The following is a 20,861-nucleotide window of genomic DNA, read 5'->3' as shown; positions in this document are numbered from 1 at the left end:
CCACAGCTGCTAGAGTTCTTGGTGTTGCCAATTTCGCCGCTGGAGCCAGTCACGGCATGAGTGAGTCACGCCCCCAACCCTCCCTGCGCGCCCCGATCCCGACGCAAACGCGCCTGTCGTTCTGTGAAGCCACCCCGCGCGACCTCAAGCGCTGGATCGCCGGCCTGCCCAAGGCCAACATCGGCGAAACCGCCCGCCAGTTGTATCAAGGCCTGGGCGAACTCAACCAATTGCTCACCCCTAGTGACAATCGCCTGCAACTCCTCGAACTGCTGCGCCCTGAGGTTTACTTCGTCTGCCAGCATCTGGAGCGGCATTTCCTGCATCAGGCGATCATGCTCGATGACCGTTCGCGCAAGATCAGCAACCTGTGTCAGGCGCTGCAAAGTCATCTGGCTATCGGCTACAAGCAGATCGTTCTGCGCATTGTCCCCAAGTATCACAAGGATCGTGCGGCGCTGGTCAGTCAGGCCCTGCAACGGGCCGCGCATGCGCTCAAGGGGCAACTGCTGCGGGCGACGCAGCTGTACAGCCCGCCGCCGGAACATCTGTGGTTCGAGCTGCATCAGTTGTATCGCTGCGCTTGCGCCTTGCAGTTGCAACAGCGTCGGGTGCATGACGATCTGGCGAGCCTGAGCAGCGAACTGAGCCTGGAACAGACCTACATCGCCGCCCTGCTGCTGGGCAGCGCCCGTTGCAATCAACTGCGGCAGAACCAGATCGCCCGGCTGGCCGAAGTGCTGGAGCCGTGGAGTGCCCTGCTCAAGCTGCATCCCGGCAGCCCGCAGGATGGACTGTTCGCCATCAGCGCTGAACTGGACGCTGGCCCGCGCTACCGCAGCATGTTTCGCAAAGAACAACAGGGCGCATTGCTGGGCTTCGATCCGCAACCGCTGGTGAACATGATCGAAGCGCATTTACTGCAGCAGGAGACGTCGACGCCGCTACCGGTCCCGGCAGGACTGAGCCTCGATACCCTGCAACATTTGCACGCCAGTTGGGGACAGGCCGCCGAGCGCAGTTTTCAGCGCACCGCCGGTCAAGGCAGCCTGACCGTGTGCGTCGGCATGAGCGCCCTGCACTTTTACCTGGGCGGCGAACGCAGCTTCAGCGAACTGCTGAAACATCCCGGTGCTCGCGCGGCCAATTTCAGTCGCGTCGTGGTCCAGGGCGAAAAGGACAGCTGGAGCCAGGCCTTCGACGCCGCACCGCTGGGCGCGACTGAAGAGTTGCTGCCGTACGAAGAAATCCAGTACGACCATCTGGGCGAAGACGAGAGCAACACCGACAGCCCTCCACACTATCCGACCTACAGTTTGCCGGTGATCAACCACAGTCCCGGCGGCTATTGTCTGGTGTGGCCGAGTGAAGTGCCCGCCGAATTGCAGGCCGGGGAAATGCTCGGAATTCAGGACAGTGCGAATCAGGGCTGGAGCATTGCGGTGGTGCGCTGGATTCGTCAGGTGCGCGGCAGCGGGCCGCAAATGGGCATAGAACTGGTCGCACCACACGCCGAACCTTGCGGTTTGCAACTGGTGCGCTCGCGAGATGATCACAGTCAGTATTTGCGCGGTCTGCTGCTACCGGAGATCAGCGCCATCGACCTGCCCGCGACCTTGCTCGCCCCGCGCCTGCCGTTTCAGGAAGGCAATAAAGTGCTGATCAACACCCACGGCGAAGAACACCGCGCCGGGCTGGATCGACGGGTGGCGAGTACGCACAGTTTCAATCAGTTTGCCTATCGCTCGCTGGAGGCCGCGCAGAATGGCGGGGGCGAGGAGGATTTCGATTCGTTGTGGAAATCGCTTTAGATCGGGTTGAGCCCTTCGCGAGCAAGCCCGCTCCCACAGGAGACCGAGTTCAATGTGGGAGCGGGCTTGCTCGCGAAAGGGCCCGCTCAGACTACAGAGATATCAGAGCTGCCCGTCGCGATCGCGAAAGCCCAGCAGATACAGCACGCCATCCAGTCCCAAGGTCGAAATCGCCTGCTTCGCCGACTGTTTGACCAGCGGCTTGGCGCGGAACGCCACACCCAGCCCGGCAATCGCCAGCATTGGCAGGTCATTCGCGCCGTCGCCCACAGCGATGGTCTGCTCCAGACGCAAGCCTTCCTTGTGCGCCAGTTCCTTCAGCAGATCCGCTTTACGCTGCGCATCAACGATCGGCTCGATGGCCACGCCGGTGCACTTGCCGTCGACCACTTCCAGTTCGTTGGCGAACACGTAGTCGATGCCGAGTTTGGCCTGCAGCTGTTTGGCGAAGTAAGTGAAGCCGCCAGACAGGATCGCGGTCTTGTAGCCCAGACGCTTGAGTTCGGCGAACAGGGTTTCCGCGCCTTCGGTCAGGCGCAGCGAAGCGCCGATCGAGTCCAGCACGCTGACATCCAGGCCCTTGAGCAGCGCCAGGCGCTCTTTGAAGCTGGCGCGGAAGTCCAGTTCGCCGGCCATCGCGCGCTCGGTGATGGCCGAGACCTGCTCACCGACACCGGCGGCCTTGGCCAGTTCGTCGATGACTTCAGCTTCGATCAGCGTCGAGTCCATGTCGAACACCGCCAGACGCCGGTTGCGGCGGAACAGCGAATCTTCCTGGAAGGCGATGTCGACGTTCAGCTCCTGCGCGACGCTGAGGAATTCGGCACGCAGCGCCTGCGGATCAGCCGCTTCGCCACGCACGGAAAACTCGATGCAGCCCTTGCCTTTGTCCGCCGGAGTGTCCAGCGGCATGCGACCCGACAGACGGTCGATATGGTCGATGTTCAGGCCATATTTGGCGGTGATCGAGCTGACCGCCTGCAATTGGCCGGCGGTCACTTTGCGGGTCAACAGGGTGACGATGTGGCGTTTCTTGCCCTGATTGCCCACCCACTGCTGGTAATCCTCTTCGGACACCGGGGTGAAGCGCACCTGCTGGTCGAGCTCGTAGCCCTTGAACAGGATGTCCTTGAGCACGGCTTTGCCTTGCTCGGAGTCGGGAATCTCGACCAGGATGCCGAACGACAGGGTGTCGTGGATCACCGCCTGACCGATGTCGAGAATGTTCACACCACCTTGTGCCAGAACGCCGGTAATGGCCGCAGTCAGACCCGGACGGTCGACTCCCGTGATGTTAATCAGGACGATTTCGCGCAACGCGCACCCCCGCAACTGGAAAAAAACCGCATTCTACCCACTTTCAGTGACCATCGGGCACCGCGAGCGCTTTGCCGGTCTAGGGCCTGTCGCTATACTGCGCGTCAACTTCACGGACAAAAGAGCCGAGCTCAGTGAACCGGCCCACGCCAGTTAAAACCGATAACTTCTTCCTGCTGATCTTCCGTGCACTGCGCCACCGCCGTGTGCCGATTGCATTGCGCATTGCCAGCCATAACGTGATCCTGGTCGCTCTGGCCCTGGTGATCTATGCCGGGGTGATGGGCCTGCAGTTCAAGCAGGCCATGCACGAGCAGGCCGATGCGCTGGGCGAAAGCCTGACCACGCAGACCGCCACCTCTGCCACTGAACTGTTGGTGTCCAACGACATCCTCAGCCTCAACGTGCTGCTCAACAACCTGACCAAGAACAAGCTGGTGGCCCACGCGGCTATCTATAGCGTGGACAACCGCATCCTCGCCGAATCCGGTCAGCGCCCCAAGCACAGCCTGCTGGGCGAAGCCGAGGGCATGTACGAGAGCAAGATCACCTTCCAGGACGTGACTGCCGGGCAACTGCGCATCAGCCTGGACATGGATCAGTTCCAGCAGCCGATGACCATCAGCCTGCAGAGCATGGGCATTCTCAGTGCGATCCTGCTGGCCTTGTCGCTGGCCCTGAGCCTGCGCATGGGGCGCTATCTATCGACGCCGTTGCTGCAATTGCGCGTCTGGCTGCGGCGCATCGACGAACACACGCCGGGCATAGATCGTCAGGACGAAATCGGCGATCTGGCGCGTCAGCTGCACGCCAACTACGCTCCGGAGCCTGCGCCTGAACCCGAGCCAGAGCCGGAACCCGAGTTCGAGGAAGAGGATGAGCCAGAGTTCGAAGTGCGCAACCTGCGTGACCCGAGCTTTGACGAAACCCGCCCGATGGCCGCGCAAAAACCGGCGCCGCGCCACGTGGTCAGCACCGTTGAAGACGATGATGACGACGAAGATCCGTTTGCCGATCTGCGCGACGAGTCGCTGACCGAAGCTGTTCCGGCGCCGCGTAAAGCGACACCAAGCGTGCCGCAGCACAGCGCGGTGCTGGCGATCCAGCTGGGTTCGCAAGAGCAACTGCGGCGCCTGCCGCGTGCCCGTCTGGAAGAGTTGCTGGAGCGCTATCGCGATTGTCTCGATCAGGCCGCTTCGTTGTATCAGGGCGAAATCGAAACCCTGAACGATGGCAGCACACTGATGCTGTTCCACACCGAAGACAGCGGTGACGATTACCTGACCAACGCGATCTGCTGCGGCGAGTTGCTGCGGGCGCTGGGCCATCAGTTGCAGATCGAAGTCGCCGACAGCGGCATCACCCTGCAATTGCAACTGGGCCTGACCCTGGGCGACGAGTTGTTCGGCCTGAGCCAGATCGACCTGCTGCTGACCGATTCGGCTCAGGATGCGCTGGCCCTGTCGCAACACAGTCGCAACCTGCTGCTGGTCGAGCGCAAGATCGGTGACGATGCGCTGATTCGCCAGCGTGCGCGGATCCGTCCGATCGCCAGCCCTGAGGGGGCCTGCTGTGTCGAGCGGTTGATGGAGCCTTATCCGTCGATGCTCGAGCGACAACTGGCGCGGATGCATGAGCGCCGGGCGTAAGCCTTAGGCCAGATGCACAGAAGCCCGCAGACAAGTGATTGTCTGCGGGCTTTTTTGTTGCCTGTACCGGCCCTTTCGCGAGCAAGCTCGCTCCCACAGTGGACGGTGGCTGCCACAGACCTTGTGAACACCTTCAAGACCTGTGGGAGCGAGCTTGCTCGCGAAGAGGCCCGCACTGACGGCAAAGATTTCCAGCCCCCAGACACACCAAAGCCCGCACAAGGCGGGCTCTGGTTTGACGCTGATTCAGACTTAGAAGCGGAACACTTCCATATCCGTGCGAATCGGCGAAGCCATCGGAATCTTCGGCTGCTTCTCTGCATCCGCCGCCGGCGCTGCCGGTTTAGGCGCTGCCTTACGCGGTGCTTCGGCCACCGGAGGCTGGTTGGCCAATGGCTTGAGCGCCACCGACAACTGCTCGGCCAGACGCTGCAGCAGAATCCCCTGCGCCTGCACCTGCGAAGCCGTGGTACCGGCATGCAGCTCCTGCAGATGAACGATGCGGTTATCGCGCACCTGACCACGACGGTCGATCAGACGCCATTGTGCATCGAGGATCGCCGGTTGCTTCTCACCGGAGTCCAGACGCGTGATGGTCAGCAATACCTGCACATCCGGGGCAAATCCCAGTGTGGCCGGTGCCAGTACCACACGCTGGCTGTCCAGATGACCGGCCACCTGACGCATCAGCAATTGATCGATATCCGACGAAAGGCTGCCCGCCCAGCGACCGTCGGTCGAGGCTTGCAGGCTGCCGTCCGGTTGACGTTGCAGCAAAGTTTCACGTTGCAGGTAATCAGCAATGACTACCGGACCCAACAAAACCGCCATGCCTGTGCTTTGCGCAGGCTGAGCCGGACTTCCGCTGTCCAGCTGATACAGCGACACCGGCTGGTGAACGCTGCAACCCGCCAGGCCCAAAACGCCGGCGAGCAGGAAAATAAGGGGGCGCAGAGCAGTCATCATCCCGTCCAGGTGGCCGCCACAAGGCTGACCACAGTGAAAATACTCAATAAATATGAAGAACGCTCGGCCACGCCGGCGCTTGGAAAGGCCATATCATCCGTGAATATGCGTTCCGACTCCAGCGCCAAAGCGTCGATCTACGCGTTAAATCGTAGATCGACGCCTCTAGATGGGCGTTTTCGCCTAATTGAGGTTTTCGACGAGCAGTGCATCGACCCGCTGGAAGCCACGTGGAAGCTTGTTGCCACGCCGTCCACGCTCACCTTTGTAGTGTTCGAGGTCTTCAGCTTTCAGTTTATACGGACGTTTGCCTGCTTGCAGGATCAACGTTGCACCCGCGGGAATCACAGCAATGTCCGTGACAAACTCTTCACGGCTGGCGACACGGTCACCCGGTACACCGATGATCTTGTTGCCCTTGCCCTTCGCCAGCTGCGGCAAATCGCTGATATTGAAGACCAGCATCCGCCCCTCGCTTGTCACGGCGGCAAGCAAGTCATTCTCGCGATCAGTCACCGGACGCGGCGCGATCACCTTGGCGTTGTTCGGCAAGCTCAACAGGGCTTTACCGGCCTTGTTCTTGGCTTGCAGGTCTTCGCCCTTGACCACGAAACCGTAACCGGCGTCGGAGGCGATCACGTACAGCGCATCGTCTTCCGGCATCAGCACGCACTCGAAGGTCGCACCCGGTGGCGGGGTCAGACGGCCGGTCAACGGTTCGCCCTGGCCACGCGCCGACGGCAAGGTGTGGGCGGCGACCGAATAGCTGCGGCCAGTGGAGTCAATTACCACGGCAGACTGGTTGGAACGTCCCGCCGCCGAGGTCTTGAAGCCGTCACCCGCCTTGTACGACAGGCCGGTGGCATCGATGTCATGGCCTTTGGCCGAACGGATCCAGCCTTTTTCCGACAGCACGACGGTAACTTTCTCGTTCGGCAGCAGATCGTGTTCGGTCAGCGCTTTCGCTTCAGCACGTTCGACGATCGGCGAACGACGGTCATCGCCATAGGTTTCAGCGTCTTTGAGCAGCTCGGTGCGCACCAGCTTCTTCAGCTTGGCTTCGCTGCCCAGCAGGGCTTGCAGCTTGGCCTGTTCCTTGAGCAGTTCGTCTTGCTCGTCGCGCAGCTTCATCTCTTCCAGACGCGCCAACTGCCGCAGGCGGGTGTCGAGGATGTAGTCGGCCTGGATCTCGCTGAGGGCAAATCGCTCGATCAGCTTGGCTTTCGGGTGCTCCTCGGTGCGGATGATGTGGATCACTTCATCCAGGTTGAGGTAGGCGATCAGCAAACCGTCCAACAGGTGCAGGCGACGCTCGACCTTGTCGAGGCGGAATTGCAGGCGGCGGCGCACGGTCAGCACGCGGAACTCCAGCCATTCGACCAGCAATGCACGCAGGTTCTTCAGCTGCGGCTTGCCATCCAGACCGATGATGTTGACGTTGACCCGGTAGGTCGACTCCAGCTCGGTGCTGGCGAACAGGTGCTGCATCAGCGCTTCGTGATCGACGCGACTGTTGACCGGAATGATCACGATGCGGCACGGGTTTTCGTGGTCGGATTCATCACGCAGGTCAGCGATCTGCGGTGCTTTCGACGGCTTGGCCTGCATCAGCGCGGCGATCTGCTCCAGCACTTTGGCCCCGGAGACCTGGTGCGGCAGCGCGGTGACGATGATGTCGCCGTCCTCGACGTGGTACACGGCGCGCATGCGTACCGAGCCCTTGCCGGTTTCGTACATTTTCAGCAGGTCGGCGCGCGGCGTGATGATTTCCGCTTCGGTCGGATAGTCCGGGCCTTGAATGTGTTCGCAGAGCTGTTCGACCGTGGCTTTCGGCTCATCGATCAGGCGCACACAAGCGGTGGCGACTTCGCGCAGGTTGTGCGGCGGCACGTCGGTGGCCATACCGACAGCGATGCCGGTGGTGCCGTTGAGCAGGATGTTCGGCAAACGTGCCGGCAACACCAGCGGTTCCTGCAGGGTGCCGTCGAAATTCGGGCCCCAGTCAGCGGTGCCCTGGCCCAGTTCGCTGAGCAGCACTTCGGAATAGCGCGACAGGCGTGCTTCGGTGTAACGCATGGCGGCGAAGGACTTCGGATCGTCCGGCGCACCCCAGTTGCCCTGGCCGTCGACCAGCGTGTAGCGATAGCTGAACGGCTGGGCCATCAACACCATCGCTTCGTAACACGCCGAATCGCCGTGCGGATGGAACTTGCCGAGCACGTCACCGACGGTACGCGCCGATTTCTTGTGCTTGGAATCGGCGTCCAGCCCCAGCTCGCTCATCGCATAAATGATGCGCCGCTGTACCGGTTTCAGGCCGTCGCCGATATGCGGCAGAGCACGGTCCATGATCACGTACATGGAGTAGTTGAGGTAGGCATTTTCGGTGAAGTCAGCCAGCGATCGGCGTTCTACGCCGTCTAAGCTGTCTGCAAGGATGTCGCTCATGCGGGCCTCATCGGTTCGTTGTCTGGCGCAGCAGCATGGTGCCGCCGCGCTGGGTAAATTCAAGTTTGTTCAGGGCGCTCATGCCGAGCAGCACCTGATCGCCATGCAGACCTGGCGCCACCAGCGCGCGGACGTCCCGCAGCACGATGTCGCCCAGTTGCAGGCGGTCGATCTTTGTCCGGTAGCCTTGGCTCAGGCCGTTGGCCGTGCTCAGGGTCACGCCGAAACCTTCTTCCAGCTTTAACCGTTTGGCCAGATCCGCCGGGATCGCCACATCGGTCGCGCCGGTGTCGAGCATGAACTCCACCGGCTCACCGTTGATCTGGCCGCTGGCGACAAAATGCCCTTGGGCGTTGCCGGCCAGCTTCACTTCGATCACGCCACCGTGCTGCTCGGACGTGACCACCACGTTCGGATTCTGCTGACGTTCTTCCCACTGGCCGAAAAACCGCGTGGCCAGAAACAGCCCCGCGCACCAGGCCAGAATCATCAACACCCGGCCGGCGCGTTTGCCCGGCGGTTGCTGACTCACGGCTTGGCGCTCCAGCCACCTTCAGGCGCGGCGAAGCGCCAGACGATCGGTCGAACCTCTCCGTCGGCGCGGGGGCCGAAATTATTGTCGACGCCGACCCACGCACCCTCAGCGTCAACGATCAATGCCTCTTCCAACCCGAAGTTTTGCGAGTAACGGCGGTTGGCCTGCAACAGTTCAGCGGCGTACGACCAGCAGCGCTCGACCTTGGCAGTCTGCGCATCGCGCCGACAAATCTGGAAGGCGTTGCGTTCAAGGGTAAACAATTTGCCGTTGAACAACGAAAGGTCGGAAAAGTCGCGGTCGACCGCTTTGGCGTGCGGGAACTGCGGCGGCTGCATCTCCTTGCCGCCCTCGCTGAGCAGCACGCAACGACCGTCGCAATCCCACACCGTCTGCTGACGCTTGATCAGCAGCAAGCCGCGGTTTTGCCGTTCGCCGGCCAGCCACATCTGATCGCCCGCCGGGTTGATCGCCAGACCTTCGAAGATCGCATTGAAATGCAGGAGCATGCCACTGGCCCGCGCTTCGCGAACCATCATCGGCGAAATCTTCAGCCAGTTGACCGGGCCGCTGACGGGCACCTGCAAGACCGCCGCGTGGCCCTCGCTGACAATGTAGCGATTGCCGGCGCTGTCGCAGCTGATGCCTTCGAAATCGAGGTCGCCACCGCGAACGAACGACGCGGCCCAATTGCGCGAGCGCAATCCCCACGGCAAACCGGTCTCCGGCACCAGCGGCACGTCGATGTGCAAGGCTTCGGCCTGCCAGACCTGATCGGCGGTATTGAGCCGATAGATCTGATCGTCATCGCGGTCCGACACCGTCCACAACTCGCTGCCACACATGGCCAGTCCCGACAGGTTGCCGCCACGCATGCCTTCGACCGGATGTTCCGAGAGCACGCGCAACTCCTGCAGCGGCTCCGCCGACACGCCCATCGCACTCAGCAGCAATGCACCCGCCAAGGCCCAGCCAAACCGCATCAGGCCAGCACCTCGGCAAGGTTGCCCTTGGATTCGAGCCAGGTCTTGCGGTCACCGGCGCGTTTCTTCGCCAGCAACATGTCCATCATTTCCGAGGTTTCGGCAAAATCATCGCCCAGCGTCAACTGCACCAGGCGCCGGGTGTTCGGGTCCATGGTGGTTTCACGCAGTTGCGGCGGGTTCATTTCACCCAGACCTTTGAATCGGGTGACCTGCGGTTTGCCGCGTTTCTTCTCGGCCACCAGACGATCGAGAATCCCGTCGCGCTCGGCTTCGTCGAGGGCGTAGTAGATCTCTTTGCCGAGATCGATGCGGTACAGCGGCGGCATCGCCACGTAGACGTGACCGGCGTCCACCAGCGGGCGGAAATGCTGGACGAACAACGCGCACAGCAGCGTCGCGATGTGCAGACCGTCGGAGTCGGCGTCGGCGAGGATGCAGATTTTGCCGTAGCGCAGCTGACTCATGTCTGCCGCACCCGGATCGACCCCGATGGCCACGGCGATGTTGTGCACTTCCTGGCTGGCCAGCACTTCGCTGCCATCGACTTCCCAGGTGTTGAGGATCTTGCCGCGCAACGGCAGGATCGCCTGGAATTCCTTGTCCCGCGCTTGCTTGGCGGAACCGCCGGCGGAATCACCTTCGACCAGGAACAGCTCGGAACGCATCGGATCCTGACCCGCGCAGTCAGCCAGTTTGCCCGGCAACGCCGGCCCCTGGGTGACGCGTTTGCGCTCGACTTTCTTGCTTGCTTTCAGGCGGCGACCGGCGTTGTTGATCGCCAGTTCGGCCAGCGCCAGACCGGTTTCCGGGTTGGCGTTGAGCCACAGGCTGAATGCATCTTTCACGACGCCGGAAACGAATGCCGCCGCTTCACGGGACGACAAGCGCTCTTTGGTCTGGCCAGAGAATTGCGGCTCCTGCATCTTCATCGACAGCACGAAAGCGATGCGCTCCCAGACGTCTTCCGGCGCCAGCTTCACCCCGCGCGGCAGCAGGCTGCGGAATTCGCAGAACTCGCGCATCGCATCCAGCAGGCCCTGACGCAAACCGTTGACATGGGTCCCGCCCTGCGCCGTCGGGATCAGGTTGACGTAGCTTTCCTGCACCGCGTCGCCACCTTCCGGCAGCCACAGCAGCGCCCAGTCCACCGCTTCTTTATTACCGGCGAGGCTGCCGCAGAATGGCTCGTCCGGCAGGCGTTCGAATTCGCTGACCGCGTCCACCAGATAGGAGCGCAGGCCGTCTTCGTAATGCCATTCGACTTTCTCGCCGGTGCCCTTGTCTTCGAAGCTGACCAGCAGCCCCGGGCACAGCACAGCCTTGGCCTTGAGCACGTGCTTGAGGCGGCTGATGGAGAATTTCGGTGAATCAAAATATTTCGGATCCGGCGCGAAGTACACGCTGGTGCCGGTGTTGCGCTTGCCAACGGTGCCGACGATTTCCAGCTCGGTGGCCTTGAAGCCATCCTTGAAGGTCATCTGGTATTCGTTGCCGTCACGCTTCACGCGCACCCGGACTTCGGTCGACAAGGCGTTGACCACGGAAATACCCACCCCGTGCAGACCGCCGGAGAACTGGTAGTTCTTGTTGGAAAACTTGCCGCCCGCATGCAGCTTGGTGAGGATCAGCTCGACACCCGATACGCCCTCTTCCGGGTGAATGTCGACCGGCATGCCGCGACCGTCGTCGCTGACTTCCAGCGAGTGATCGGCGTGCAGAATGACCTGCACCGATTTGGCGTGGCCGGCCAGGGCTTCGTCGACACTGTTGTCGATGACTTCCTGGGCGAGGTGGTTCGGCCGACTGGTGTCGGTGTACATGCCGGGGCGTTTGCGCACCGGGTCGAGGCCCGAGAGGACTTCGATGGCGTCGGCGTTATAAGAGCTAGCGCTGGGAGTGGCCATAGGGTCTCGTCGTCAGTGATTCAATGAAAAAGGGGCAAGACTTCACAGTGCGGTGAAATCGATTGCCTGATACAAATCGGCGCCAATGCCGGCAAAACTCAACAACGCCGGTAATTGTTCGGCAAAACCCTGGTAACCATGGTCGCCGCCGGCCTGAATGCGCAAGGCGCAGGCCCGGTAATGCTGCTGGGCGAGGCGATAATCCAGTGTTTCATCGCCGGTCTGCAACCACACCTGATAACGCTGTGCATCCACGGGTGCCGGCACTTCCAGCTCGGCCAGGGCCGTCACATGGTCGTGGGTCAATTCCCAGGTCTCATCGGTATACAGGTTTTTCTGTGTGCCCAGGTAGCCGTCGAACATCCGGTGCGGGCTGACCGCCGGGTTGACCAGCAGGGCTTTCAAGCCGTGGCGCTCAGCCAGGTGAGTCGCATAGTAGCCGCCGAGTGAGCTTCCCACCAGCAACGGCCGGCCCAGCTCGGCAATCGCCCGCTGCAACTGACCGATGGCTTCACGCGGGTGGTGATGCAGCGCCGGGACACGCAATTGGTCGCTCAAACCCAGCCGTTCCATCACCTCGACCAGCTGACAGGCCTTTTTCGAGGCCGGCGCGCTGTTGAAACCGTGGATATAGAGGATCGAACCGGACATTTGAGCTCCCTGGGTGTCGGCGAAAGATAGCGGAGTTTACAGGGAGAAAGCCCCTCACCCTAGCCCTCTCCCGGAGGGAAAGGGACTGAATGGGGGATATTCAAGAGCTACACCGACTTGAGCGAGTTTCAGCGAATCCATAATCGACACATTCTTTCAGGTCGATGGATAACGCCAGACACCTCGGTCAGCTCCCTCTCCCTCCGGGAGAGGGCTGGGGTGAGGGGCTCTTGATCGAAATCAGTAGCCTTCGGAGCCGTAATCGACGGTGAATTGGAAGTCGGTAACGCGCTCGACACCGGTTTCCAGCCGCCCGTCCGGCAACAGCCGCAACCAGCGATAGCCCGGCGCCTGTTCGCCGACCTTGAAGTCGTGACTGCCGGGCTCGAACTGAATGCAGGTCGATGGCGAGGCCATCAGCCGTACGCCGTTGCGTTCGCGGTCGATCTCCTGATGCACATGCCCCCACAGCACCGCGCGAGCCTGAGGAAAACGATCGAGCACGTCGAAGAATGCTTCGGGATTGCGCAAGCCGATCGGCTCCGCCCAGGCACAACCTACTGGTACCGGATGATGGTGGAAACACACCAGATGATGGCGCTCCGGCGCTTCGCTCAGCGAGCGCGCCAGCAGTTGCAACTGATCATCCTGCAGATAACCCGGCACCGAACCCGGCACCGCCGAGTCGAGCAAGGTCACGCGCCAGTTGCCGACATCGACCACTGACTCCAGCAATGCACTTTGCACCGCGGCCTGAGCCATGATTTGCGGCTCATCGTGATTGCCGGGAATCCAGCGCGCCGGCGCATCGATCTGCGCCGTCATCTCACGAAACTGCTGATACGACTCCAGAGTGCCATCCTGGGAAAGATCACCCGTGGCCAGAATCAAGTCGATCCGAAGTTGCTGCCTGAGCACCAGTTCGATGACCTTTTGCAGGCTCTCGCGGGTGTTCATGCCCAGCAGTGTGCCGTCCGCCTCGGCGAACAGATGACTGTCGGATAACTGCACCAGCAACGCCGGATCGGCGGTGGTCAATGTGGATACGCTCGGCAAGGCGTTCTCCCAGGGCAAAAGCACGGAATCGGTTGAGTGCCGCAATTATGCTGGGGGATGACGCAAAGGGGAAACCGGCGAACCGGACGCAGTTCACAACTAGCGTACGACTTCGTACTCGTGCCCCAGGGCCAGACAATGGCTCAGCCATTCCCCGAGGAACAGATTGAGCTGGGCCTTTTCATCCGGCTGATGCATCGCGGCGTTCGGGTAAGGATAGATGCCGCGAAAGCGTCGTGCATGTTCGGCGCTGATCACCTCGGCCATGCGCGCGTCGTGATAGACCTGCACTTCCAGTTGCGGCACCGGCAGCCACGGCAAACTGTGTTCCTGACGCACCTGCAAAGTGGTGGTGTAGGGGCAAGTCTGCAGCACTTCGAGGGCCAGCACGCCGAGCATCTGCTCGCCCTGGGTCACGGCGATCCGCCGCGCCTCGGGGTCGTTGCGCATATCCGGCACCAGTCGCATCAGGCGCGCGTAGTTGGCCTCGCAGGCGGCTTGCAGCCCGGCGAGGTCGACTCGATAGCGATCGCGCAGCTTGTTTACGACCATAACCCCCTCACTTCGGCGCGGTTCAGCGCCAGCCATTGCAAGGCGATGATGCTCGCCGCGTTGGCAATGCGTCCGTCACGGACGGCCTGCAAGGCATCTTCAAAGGCCCAGACCGTGACACGGATGTCTTCTGCTTCTTCCTCCAGCCCATGCAGGCCGCCTACGCCTTCTGTACTGCAACGCCCCAGAAACAAATGCACGTATTCGTTGCTGCCACCCGGCGACGGGAAATATTGGGTCATCGGCCACAGGGCCTTGATGTCCAGCCCAGCTTCCTCCTGCGCCTCGCGGTGAGCAACTTCTTCCGGCACTTCGGCCTTGTCGATCAGACCGGCGACCAGCTCAACCAGCCACGGGTTGTCGGTCTTGCCCATGGCACCGACGCGAAACTGCTCGAGCAGCACCACTTCATCGCGCTTTGGATCGTAAGGCAGCAGGCACACGGCATCGTGACGCACGAAGACTTCGCGGTTGATCTCGCGGCTCATGCCCCCGGCGAACAGTTCATGGCGCAGGTGCAAACGGTCGAGCTTGTAGAAGCCCTCGTAGCAGCGCTCGCGCTTTACGACATCGACGGTGGCCGGAGTGGCGTTGGCAAAATCTGTCATGAGCATCCTCTCTTGCTGCAAATCCAATACGAGGCTGCTTTTGGTTACTGGCGACCTCGACTTCGCGCCATCCTAACGCGCCCGCGATGATTGATGCAGCCCCTTTACCGTCAGCGGGATGGACGGTGGAGGCGAAACCCACTCTAATTAGCTTAGTGGCGAACTGACTGCTTCGGCGAGAGTCGAAGCGGATAACTTTTTGCCTTCCCCTGTTTCAGAAAGGACGCCCATGTCGCTTTTCAAAATTGCCTCCGTGGCCGCCATCGCCCTGACCCTGGGCGCCTGCGCCAACCTGTTCCAGCCCAACTACCGCACGCCGCTGGAAACCACCCGCGATGCGTCGGAAACCCTGAAACCCGGCTGTTCCAACCCGGACTGCCCGCTGGTGAATATCGATACCGTGCACTTCGCGGCCGAGCCTGCGCTGGACGGCATTATCGAAAAACGCCTGCTGCAAATGACCCGCACCGAGCAAAACGCAGCGGTAGCGCCAACCCTGGCCGCCTATCGTGATCAATTCCTGCGCAACGCCGGCCCGCGCAACAGCAGCTATTTGCAGGCCAAGGTACGCGAGCAGCATGACGGCTTGGTGATCATCGAACTGTCGAGCTATCTCGACACCGGCGGCGCCCATGGCACGCCGGGCCGCGGTTTCATCAACTATTCGCGTCAGCAGCATAAAGTGCTGAACCTGTCGGACATGTTGCTGCCGGGTCAGGAAGAGGCGTTCTGGAAAGCGGCGCAAGTGGCGCATAACAGCTGGCTGATCAGCACCAAGCTCGATCAGGAAGCGGATTTCGTGAAGAGCTGGCCGTTCGTCAAAACCCCGAACGTGGCGCTGACCTACGGTGGCGTGATCCTCAAGTACGACGTGAGCACCATCGCGCCTTACGCGCTGGGCCACGTCGAACTGAAGATTCCTTACCCGCGTCTGAACGGCATTCTCAAACCCGAGCTGTTTCCGGGCCGTAACTGAAGGCTCGCCCGAGCACCAGCTGCAATAGCCCTGCCAGCACCAGTGCCGGCAGGGTCGCGCCGACATCCGGATACAGATTCGCCAGCAAGTGGTAGGTGCTGATCCCGCCCAGCCACGCCAACAGCGCCGGCCAGCGCAATGCGGCTGACGCCACCTGAGCGCTGCGCTTGCGCAGGATGAAGTGATCCACCAGCACCACGCCGAACAGCGGCGCAAACACCGAGCCGATCAGCAACAGGAAGTTCTGGTACTGCGCCAATGGCGCCAGCAGTGCAATCAGGGTGCAGATCACGCCGATGGCCAAGGCCAGATGCTCGACTTTCAAGCGCAACAGAATCCCGCTCGACACCGCTGCCGAATGAATGTCGGCGAAAGCGTTTTCCGACTCATCCAGCAGAATCAGCAACAGCGGAATGCCCAGACCGGCCCCGGCCAGTGCCAGCAGTAACGCATTGACTTCACCACTCGGCGCAAACGCCAGGGTGTAGGCCACGCCGAGACTCATCAACCAGAAATTGCCGATGAAAAAACCGATCGCCGTGCCACCGAACACGTTCTTCGCGCGCTTGCCGAATCGCGAGTAGTCGGCGATCAGCGGCAGCCACGACAACGGCATGGCGATGGCAATGTCGAAGCCCACGGCGAACGGCATCGAACCATCCCCGGCACGCGCCCAGAGTGCCGCCAGATCAGCCTTGGTGAACAGATTCCAGGTCAGCCAGATGCACGCGGCCAGAATCAGCCAGATGCCCCACTTGCGCAGGATCTTGCGCACGAACGTCAGCGGCCCGCTGACCGCGAGCAGGGTCGCCAGCGCACCGAAGCACAAGGTCCAGAGCATCGGACTGGCCCACAGCGAACCCTCGCTGAACGCGCGAGTGCCGAGCAGGCTGGCGGCGTCACGCATGACTATGATTTCGAACGAGCCCCAACCGATCAGTTGCAGCAGGTTGAGCAGCGCCGGCAGGCTTGCGCCTTTGCTGCCGAGGCTCAGTTTCAGTGCGGCCATCGACGACAGACCGGTGTCGCTGCCGATCACGCCGACAGCAGCCAGCAGCAGCACGCCAACCAGCGTGCCGAGGAAAATCGCCAGCAGCGAACCGGAAAGGCCCAGACCCGGCGCGAGCAAGGCGCCGGTCTGCAATACCATCAAGCCGATGCCGAGGGAAAACCACAGGGAAAACAGATCGCGACCGCCGAACACACGCTTGTCGGCGGGTACGGCGAGGTCAGGGGAATAAGTGCCGGGTTGAATGCTCAAGGGTGTTATCTCAGAGGGACATTTGTTGTTGTGTGTGATCAAGCTGGCCCACTTGTGGCGAGGGGATTCATCCCCGATGGGCTGCGAAGCAGCCCCAAAACCTGAGAATGCGGTACATCTGAAGGACCCGGTTCTCAAAATTGCGACTGCTGCGCAGTCGATCGGGGATAAATCCCCTCACCACAAAAGATCAGTCAGGGATCAGACTTTTTTATAGAGCTGACTGCCTTCCTTCTTGAACCGCTCGGCCTGCTCCGCAAGGCCCTGGGCGACGTCCACGTCGACCGCGTCGATCCGCTGGTTGGCCGCGTATTCACGGACTTCCTGAGTGATCTTCATCGAGCAGAATTTCGGCCCGCACATCGAGCAGAAGTGCGCGACCTTGGCCGAGTCCTTCGGCAGGGTTTCGTCGTGATACGAACGCGCGGTGTCCGGATCGAGACCGAGGTTGAACTGGTCTTCCCAACGGAATTCGAAACGCGCCTTGCTCAAGGCGTTGTCGCGAATCTGCGCGCCCGGATGCCCTTTGGCCAGGTCCGCTGCGTGGGCGGCAATCTTGTAGGTGATGATCCCGGTCTTCACGTCATCCTTGTTCGGCAAGCCGAGGTGTTCCTTCGGCGTCACGTAGCAGAGCATGGCGCAACCGAACCAGCCGATCATCGCCGCACCGATACCCGAGGTGATGTGGTCGTAACCCGGAGCGATGTCGGTGGTCAGCGGGCCGAGGGTGTAGAACGGCGCCTCGTCACAGCACTCCAGCTGCTTGTCCATGTTCTCTTTGATCAACTGCATCGGCACGTGGCCCGGGCCTTCGATCATGCACTGCACGTCGTGTTTCCAGGCGATCTTGGTCAGCTCGCCGAGGGTTTCCAGTTCGCCGAATTGCGCTTCGTCGTTGGCGTCGGCAATCGAGCCCGGACGCAGGCCGTCGCCCAGCGAGAAGCTGACGTCGTAGGCCTTCATGATTTCGCAGATTTCGTCGAAGTGGGTGTAGAGGAAGTTCTCTTTGTGGTGCGCCAGGCACCACTTGGCCATGATCGAACCGCCACGGGAAACGATGCCGGTCACGCGTTTGGCGGTCAGCGGCACGTAGCGCAACAGCACGCCGGCGTGGATGGTGAAGTAGTCGACGCCCTGCTCGGCCTGCTCGATCAGCGTGTCGCGGAACAGCTCCCAGGTCAGGTCTTCAGCGACGCCGTTGACCTTCTCCAGCGCCTGATAGATCGGCACGGTACCGATCGGCACCGGCGAGTTGCGGATGATCCACTCGCGGGTTTCGTGAATGTGTTTGCCGGTGGACAGGTCCATCACTGTGTCCGAACCCCAGCGAATGCCCCAGGTCAGTTTCGCCACTTCTTCTTCGATGGACGAACCCAGGGCGCTGTTGCCGATGTTGCCGTTGATCTTCACCAGGAAGTTACGGCCGATGATCATCGGTTCCAGTTCGACGTGGTTGATGTTGGCCGGGATGATCGCGCGACCACGGGCGATTTCTTCGCGGACGAACTCGGGGGTGATTTCTTTCGGAATGCTCGCGCCGAAGCTGTGGCCGGCGTGTTGCTGGGTCAACAGGCCGGCGGCGCGGGCTTCTTGCAGCTTCATGTTTTCGCGGATGGCGACGTATTCCATCTCGGCGGTGATGATGCCTTTGCGCGCGTAGTGCATCTGGCTGACGTTGGCCCCGGCCTTGGCCCGGCGCGGGTTGTTGACGTGAGCGAAACGCAGTTTGGTCAGTTCAGGGTCAGCGAGGCGCTCCTGGCCGAAATTGGAACTCAGGCCCGGCAAACGCTCGGTGTCGCCACGGTCGTCGATCCACGCCGAACGCACGTCGCCCAGACCTTTGCGCACGTCGATCACCACGTTCGGATCGGTGTACGGGCCGGAGGTGTCGTAGACGGTGACCGGTGCGTTGATTTCGCCGCCGAAGTCGGTCGGCGTCACATCGAGGGTGATTTCGCGCATCGGCACGCGGATGTCCGGGCGCGAGCCCTGAACGTAGACTTTCTGCGAACGGGTGAACGGCTGAACCGACTGCTCATCGACCTTGGCCGAGTCACTCAGGTTGATCGCGTTTTTTGCTTTTATCGTCATCACGGGCTCTCCAGACAGCATCCAGGCAATGGATTGTCGGAGCAGAACCTGAAAGGCACGGACGCACCAAGACTGGTGCTGTGCATCGTCGTCGAGCGTTCGATTGTCGAACAATATCCCGGACGAAGCACAAGAGGACTCGCCGGGTGACGAGAAATCTTGTTCCCTACGCAGGCGCTAACCTGATCAGGTTCAACGGGATCCGAAATTATTCGATCTCAGCCTCATAGCAAGGCACCCCGACAAGAACCCGGCCAGTCTAGACACAACCGGCAAAGAACGCCAACACCGCGGCAAACACCATGATGAATGGCGCAATTACCGGGACTTGCAGGATTGTTGCCGCACGATTGCGCAACTACACTCGCTGTGCCCTGCGCGCCTTGACGCTGCCGGGGCCGCGCCGTAGCCTTGGCGCGCACATTATTTTCGTAATATTTTTGCTAGGGATCGCCTCATGCTGCGCAAACTTTCACTGGCTCTTGCCGTGTCTTGTGCGTCCAACGCAATGGCCTGGGCAGCAGAAGCGCCCTTGTCGACCAAGACCGATCTGGTCAGCGTCTATCAGGAAGCCGTCGACAACAACGCCGATCTGGCCGCCGCCCGCGCCCAGTATGGCGCTCAGAAAGAAGTGGTGCCGCAGGCCCGTGCCGGCTTGCTGCCGAACTTGTCTGGCGGCGCCGAAGTGGCGAATGTGCGCACCTCGATCGACCAGCCTTCAGCCATTGCCAATCGCAGCGCGCATTCCTATCAGGCGACCCTGGCACAACCCTTGTTCCGCGCCGATCGCTGGTTCCAGTACCAAGCGGCGAAAGACGTCAACGAACAAGCCGCCCTGCAACTGTCGGCCACCGAGCAGAACCTGATCCTGCAATCGGCTGAAAGCTACTTCAACGTGCTGCGCAGCCAGGACAACCTGGCCTCGACCAAGGCTGAAGAAGCCGCGTTCAAGCGTCAGCTCGACCAGTCCAACGAGCGTTTCGATGTCGGCCTGTCGGACAAGACCGATGTCCTGCAATCGCAGGCCAGTTACGACACCGCGCGCGCCAACCGTATCGTTGCGCAGCGTCAGGTTGACGATGCGTTCGAAGCGCTGATCACCCTGACCAACCGTCAGTACAACTCGATTCAGGGCATCGTCCACACGCTGCCGATCCTGCCGCCGGCGCCAAACGACGCCAAGGCTTGGGTCGACACCGCGGGCAAGCAGAACCTCAATCTGCTGGCGAGCAACTTTGCGGTCAGCTCCGCCGAACAGACCCTCAAACAGCGCAAGGCCGGTCACCTGCCGACCCTCGATGCCGTGGCCAAATACGAAAAGGGTGACAACGACGCCCTCGGTTTCGCCAACCCGAACGCCTTCGGTACGCCGTACAGTGGCAACGTCGAGCAAAGCACCCTGGGCCTGCAACTGAACATTCCAATCTACAGCGGCGGGCTGACCAGTTCGCAAGTGCGCCAGTCCTATGCGCAACTGGATCAGAGCGAGCAACAGCGCGAATCCCTGCGCCGGCAAGTGGTGGAAAACACCCGCAACCTGCACCGCGCGGTGAACACCGATGTCGAGCAGGTGCAGGCGCGCCGCCAGTCGATCATCTCCAACCAGAGCGCGGTGGAAGCCACGGAAATCGGTTATCAGGTGGGTACGCGCAACATCGTCGATGTGCTCGACGCCCAGCGCCAGCTGTACACCTCGGTGCGCAACTACAACAACACCCGCTACGACTACATCCTCGACAACCTGCGCTTGAAGCAGGCGGCGGGGACGTTGAATCCGGGTGACTTGCAGGACCTGGCACGCTATCTGAAGCCCGACTACAACCCGGACAAGGACTTCCTCCCGCCGGATCTGGCCAAGGCAGCCGAAGCACAGCTCAAGGCGCGCCCGTAAACAATCTGGAAAATCCCCTGTGGCGAGGGGATTTATCCCCGATGGGGTGCGTAGCAGCCCCAAAACCATTCACCGCGGTGATTCAGTCAGATATGGCAAGCAGGGTTAACGACTGCTGCGCAGCCGATCGGGGATGAATCCCCTCGCCACAATAAATGT

General features: G+C 61.4%; 16 protein-coding genes and 1 riboswitch. Of the genes, 4 read left to right on the top strand and 12 right to left on the bottom strand.

What is annotated here, in order from left to right; all coding sequences use genetic code 11:
• Positions 1-56: 56 nt before the first annotated feature.
• The gene (locus E4T63_RS02610; protein WP_135294831.1) at positions 57-1,811 is read left to right on the top strand and encodes a molecular chaperone; all 1,755 of its coding nucleotides are present in this window, start codon (positions 57-59) and stop codon (positions 1,809-1,811) included.
• Positions 1,812-1,913: 102 nt separating this feature from the next.
• On the opposite strand, the gene serB is transcribed toward E4T63_RS02610, so the two are convergent.
• Entirely contained in the window at positions 1,914-3,128 is a 1,215-nt protein-coding gene (gene serB, locus E4T63_RS02605; protein ID WP_007967407.1) for a phosphoserine phosphatase SerB, read from the bottom strand.
• 134 nt (positions 3,129-3,262) lie between these two features.
• Between serB and E4T63_RS02600 the strand changes: the two genes are divergently transcribed.
• Positions 3,263-4,777 carry an AhpA/YtjB family protein gene (locus tag E4T63_RS02600; protein ID WP_096794755.1) on the top strand — a complete coding sequence of 505 codons (1,515 nt, stop codon included), beginning with the start codon at positions 3,263-3,265 and terminating at the stop codon, positions 4,775-4,777.
• Positions 4,778-5,029: 252 nt separating this feature from the next.
• On the opposite strand, the gene E4T63_RS02595 is transcribed toward E4T63_RS02600, so the two are convergent.
• From E4T63_RS02595 to E4T63_RS02555, 9 genes are all read right to left on the bottom strand, one after another.
• Positions 5,030-5,740 (bottom strand): PqiC family protein, encoded by a 711-nt coding sequence (locus E4T63_RS02595; protein WP_095138104.1) that lies wholly within the window; start codon positions 5,738-5,740, stop codon positions 5,030-5,032.
• 186 nt (positions 5,741-5,926) lie between these two features.
• Positions 5,927-8,191, bottom strand: a complete 2,265-nt coding sequence (gene parC / locus E4T63_RS02590; RefSeq protein ID WP_135294830.1) for a DNA topoisomerase IV subunit A — start codon at positions 8,189-8,191, stop codon at positions 5,927-5,929.
• A gap of 7 nt (positions 8,192-8,198) precedes the next feature.
• The gene (locus tag E4T63_RS02585) at positions 8,199-8,723 is read right to left on the bottom strand and encodes a retropepsin-like aspartic protease family protein (protein ID WP_027611396.1); all 525 of its coding nucleotides are present in this window, start codon (positions 8,721-8,723) and stop codon (positions 8,199-8,201) included.
• Positions 8,720-9,709, bottom strand: coding sequence for an esterase-like activity of phytase family protein (locus E4T63_RS02580; protein WP_098966918.1), 990 nt, complete (start codon positions 9,707-9,709; stop codon positions 8,720-8,722). The genes E4T63_RS02585 and E4T63_RS02580 overlap by 4 nt, the downstream gene beginning before the upstream one ends.
• The gene (gene parE, locus E4T63_RS02575) at positions 9,709-11,616 is read right to left on the bottom strand and encodes a DNA topoisomerase IV subunit B (RefSeq protein WP_007967400.1); all 1,908 of its coding nucleotides are present in this window, start codon (positions 11,614-11,616) and stop codon (positions 9,709-9,711) included. Before parE ends, E4T63_RS02580 begins: the two co-directional genes overlap by 1 nt.
• Before the next feature lie 42 nt (positions 11,617-11,658).
• The gene (locus tag E4T63_RS02570; protein ID WP_134785294.1) at positions 11,659-12,267 is read right to left on the bottom strand and encodes a YqiA/YcfP family alpha/beta fold hydrolase; all 609 of its coding nucleotides are present in this window, start codon (positions 12,265-12,267) and stop codon (positions 11,659-11,661) included.
• Positions 12,268-12,507: 240 nt separating this feature from the next.
• Positions 12,508-13,323 carry a 3',5'-cyclic-AMP phosphodiesterase gene (gene cpdA / locus E4T63_RS02565; protein WP_135294829.1) on the bottom strand — a complete coding sequence of 272 codons (816 nt, stop codon included), beginning with the start codon at positions 13,321-13,323 and terminating at the stop codon, positions 12,508-12,510.
• Between the two features lie 99 nt (positions 13,324-13,422).
• Positions 13,423-13,875, bottom strand: coding sequence for a DUF1249 domain-containing protein (locus E4T63_RS02560; protein WP_007967395.1), 453 nt, complete (start codon positions 13,873-13,875; stop codon positions 13,423-13,425).
• Positions 13,866-14,483, bottom strand: a complete 618-nt coding sequence (locus E4T63_RS02555; protein ID WP_134785293.1) for an NUDIX domain-containing protein — start codon at positions 14,481-14,483, stop codon at positions 13,866-13,868. Before E4T63_RS02555 ends, E4T63_RS02560 begins: the two co-directional genes overlap by 10 nt.
• A 229-nt stretch (positions 14,484-14,712) precedes the next feature.
• On the opposite strand from E4T63_RS02555, the gene E4T63_RS02550 reads away from it, so the two are divergent.
• On the top strand, positions 14,713-15,459 hold the full coding sequence (locus E4T63_RS02550) for an RsiV family protein (RefSeq protein ID WP_027611391.1): 747 nt from the start codon (positions 14,713-14,715) through the stop codon (positions 15,457-15,459).
• Here E4T63_RS02550 and cytX read toward each other — a convergent pair.
• Complete coding sequence (cytX, locus tag E4T63_RS02545) at positions 15,428-16,720, bottom strand: putative hydroxymethylpyrimidine transporter CytX (protein ID WP_135294828.1); 1,293 nt, start codon at positions 16,718-16,720, stop codon at positions 15,428-15,430. The genes E4T63_RS02550 and cytX overlap by 32 nt on opposite strands.
• A 201-nt stretch (positions 16,721-16,921) precedes the next feature.
• The gene (gene thiC, locus E4T63_RS02535; RefSeq protein WP_135294827.1) at positions 16,922-18,811 is read right to left on the bottom strand and encodes a phosphomethylpyrimidine synthase ThiC; all 1,890 of its coding nucleotides are present in this window, start codon (positions 18,809-18,811) and stop codon (positions 16,922-16,924) included.
• A 146-nt stretch (positions 18,812-18,957) separates the two neighbouring features.
• Positions 18,958-19,063: riboswitch (TPP riboswitch) on the bottom strand.
• Between the two features lie 205 nt (positions 19,064-19,268).
• Here thiC and E4T63_RS02530 point away from each other — a divergent pair.
• Entirely contained in the window at positions 19,269-20,702 is a 1,434-nt protein-coding gene (locus tag E4T63_RS02530; RefSeq protein WP_134785290.1) for a TolC family outer membrane protein, read from the top strand.
• The last annotated feature ends 159 nt before the right edge of the window (positions 20,703-20,861 follow it).

Origin of the sequence: Pseudomonas fluorescens (assembly GCF_004683905.1) — a bacterium.
Taxonomy (GTDB): domain Bacteria; phylum Pseudomonadota; class Gammaproteobacteria; order Pseudomonadales; family Pseudomonadaceae; genus Aquipseudomonas; species Aquipseudomonas putida_A.
This window is presented reverse-complemented; position numbering and strand designations above follow the sequence as displayed.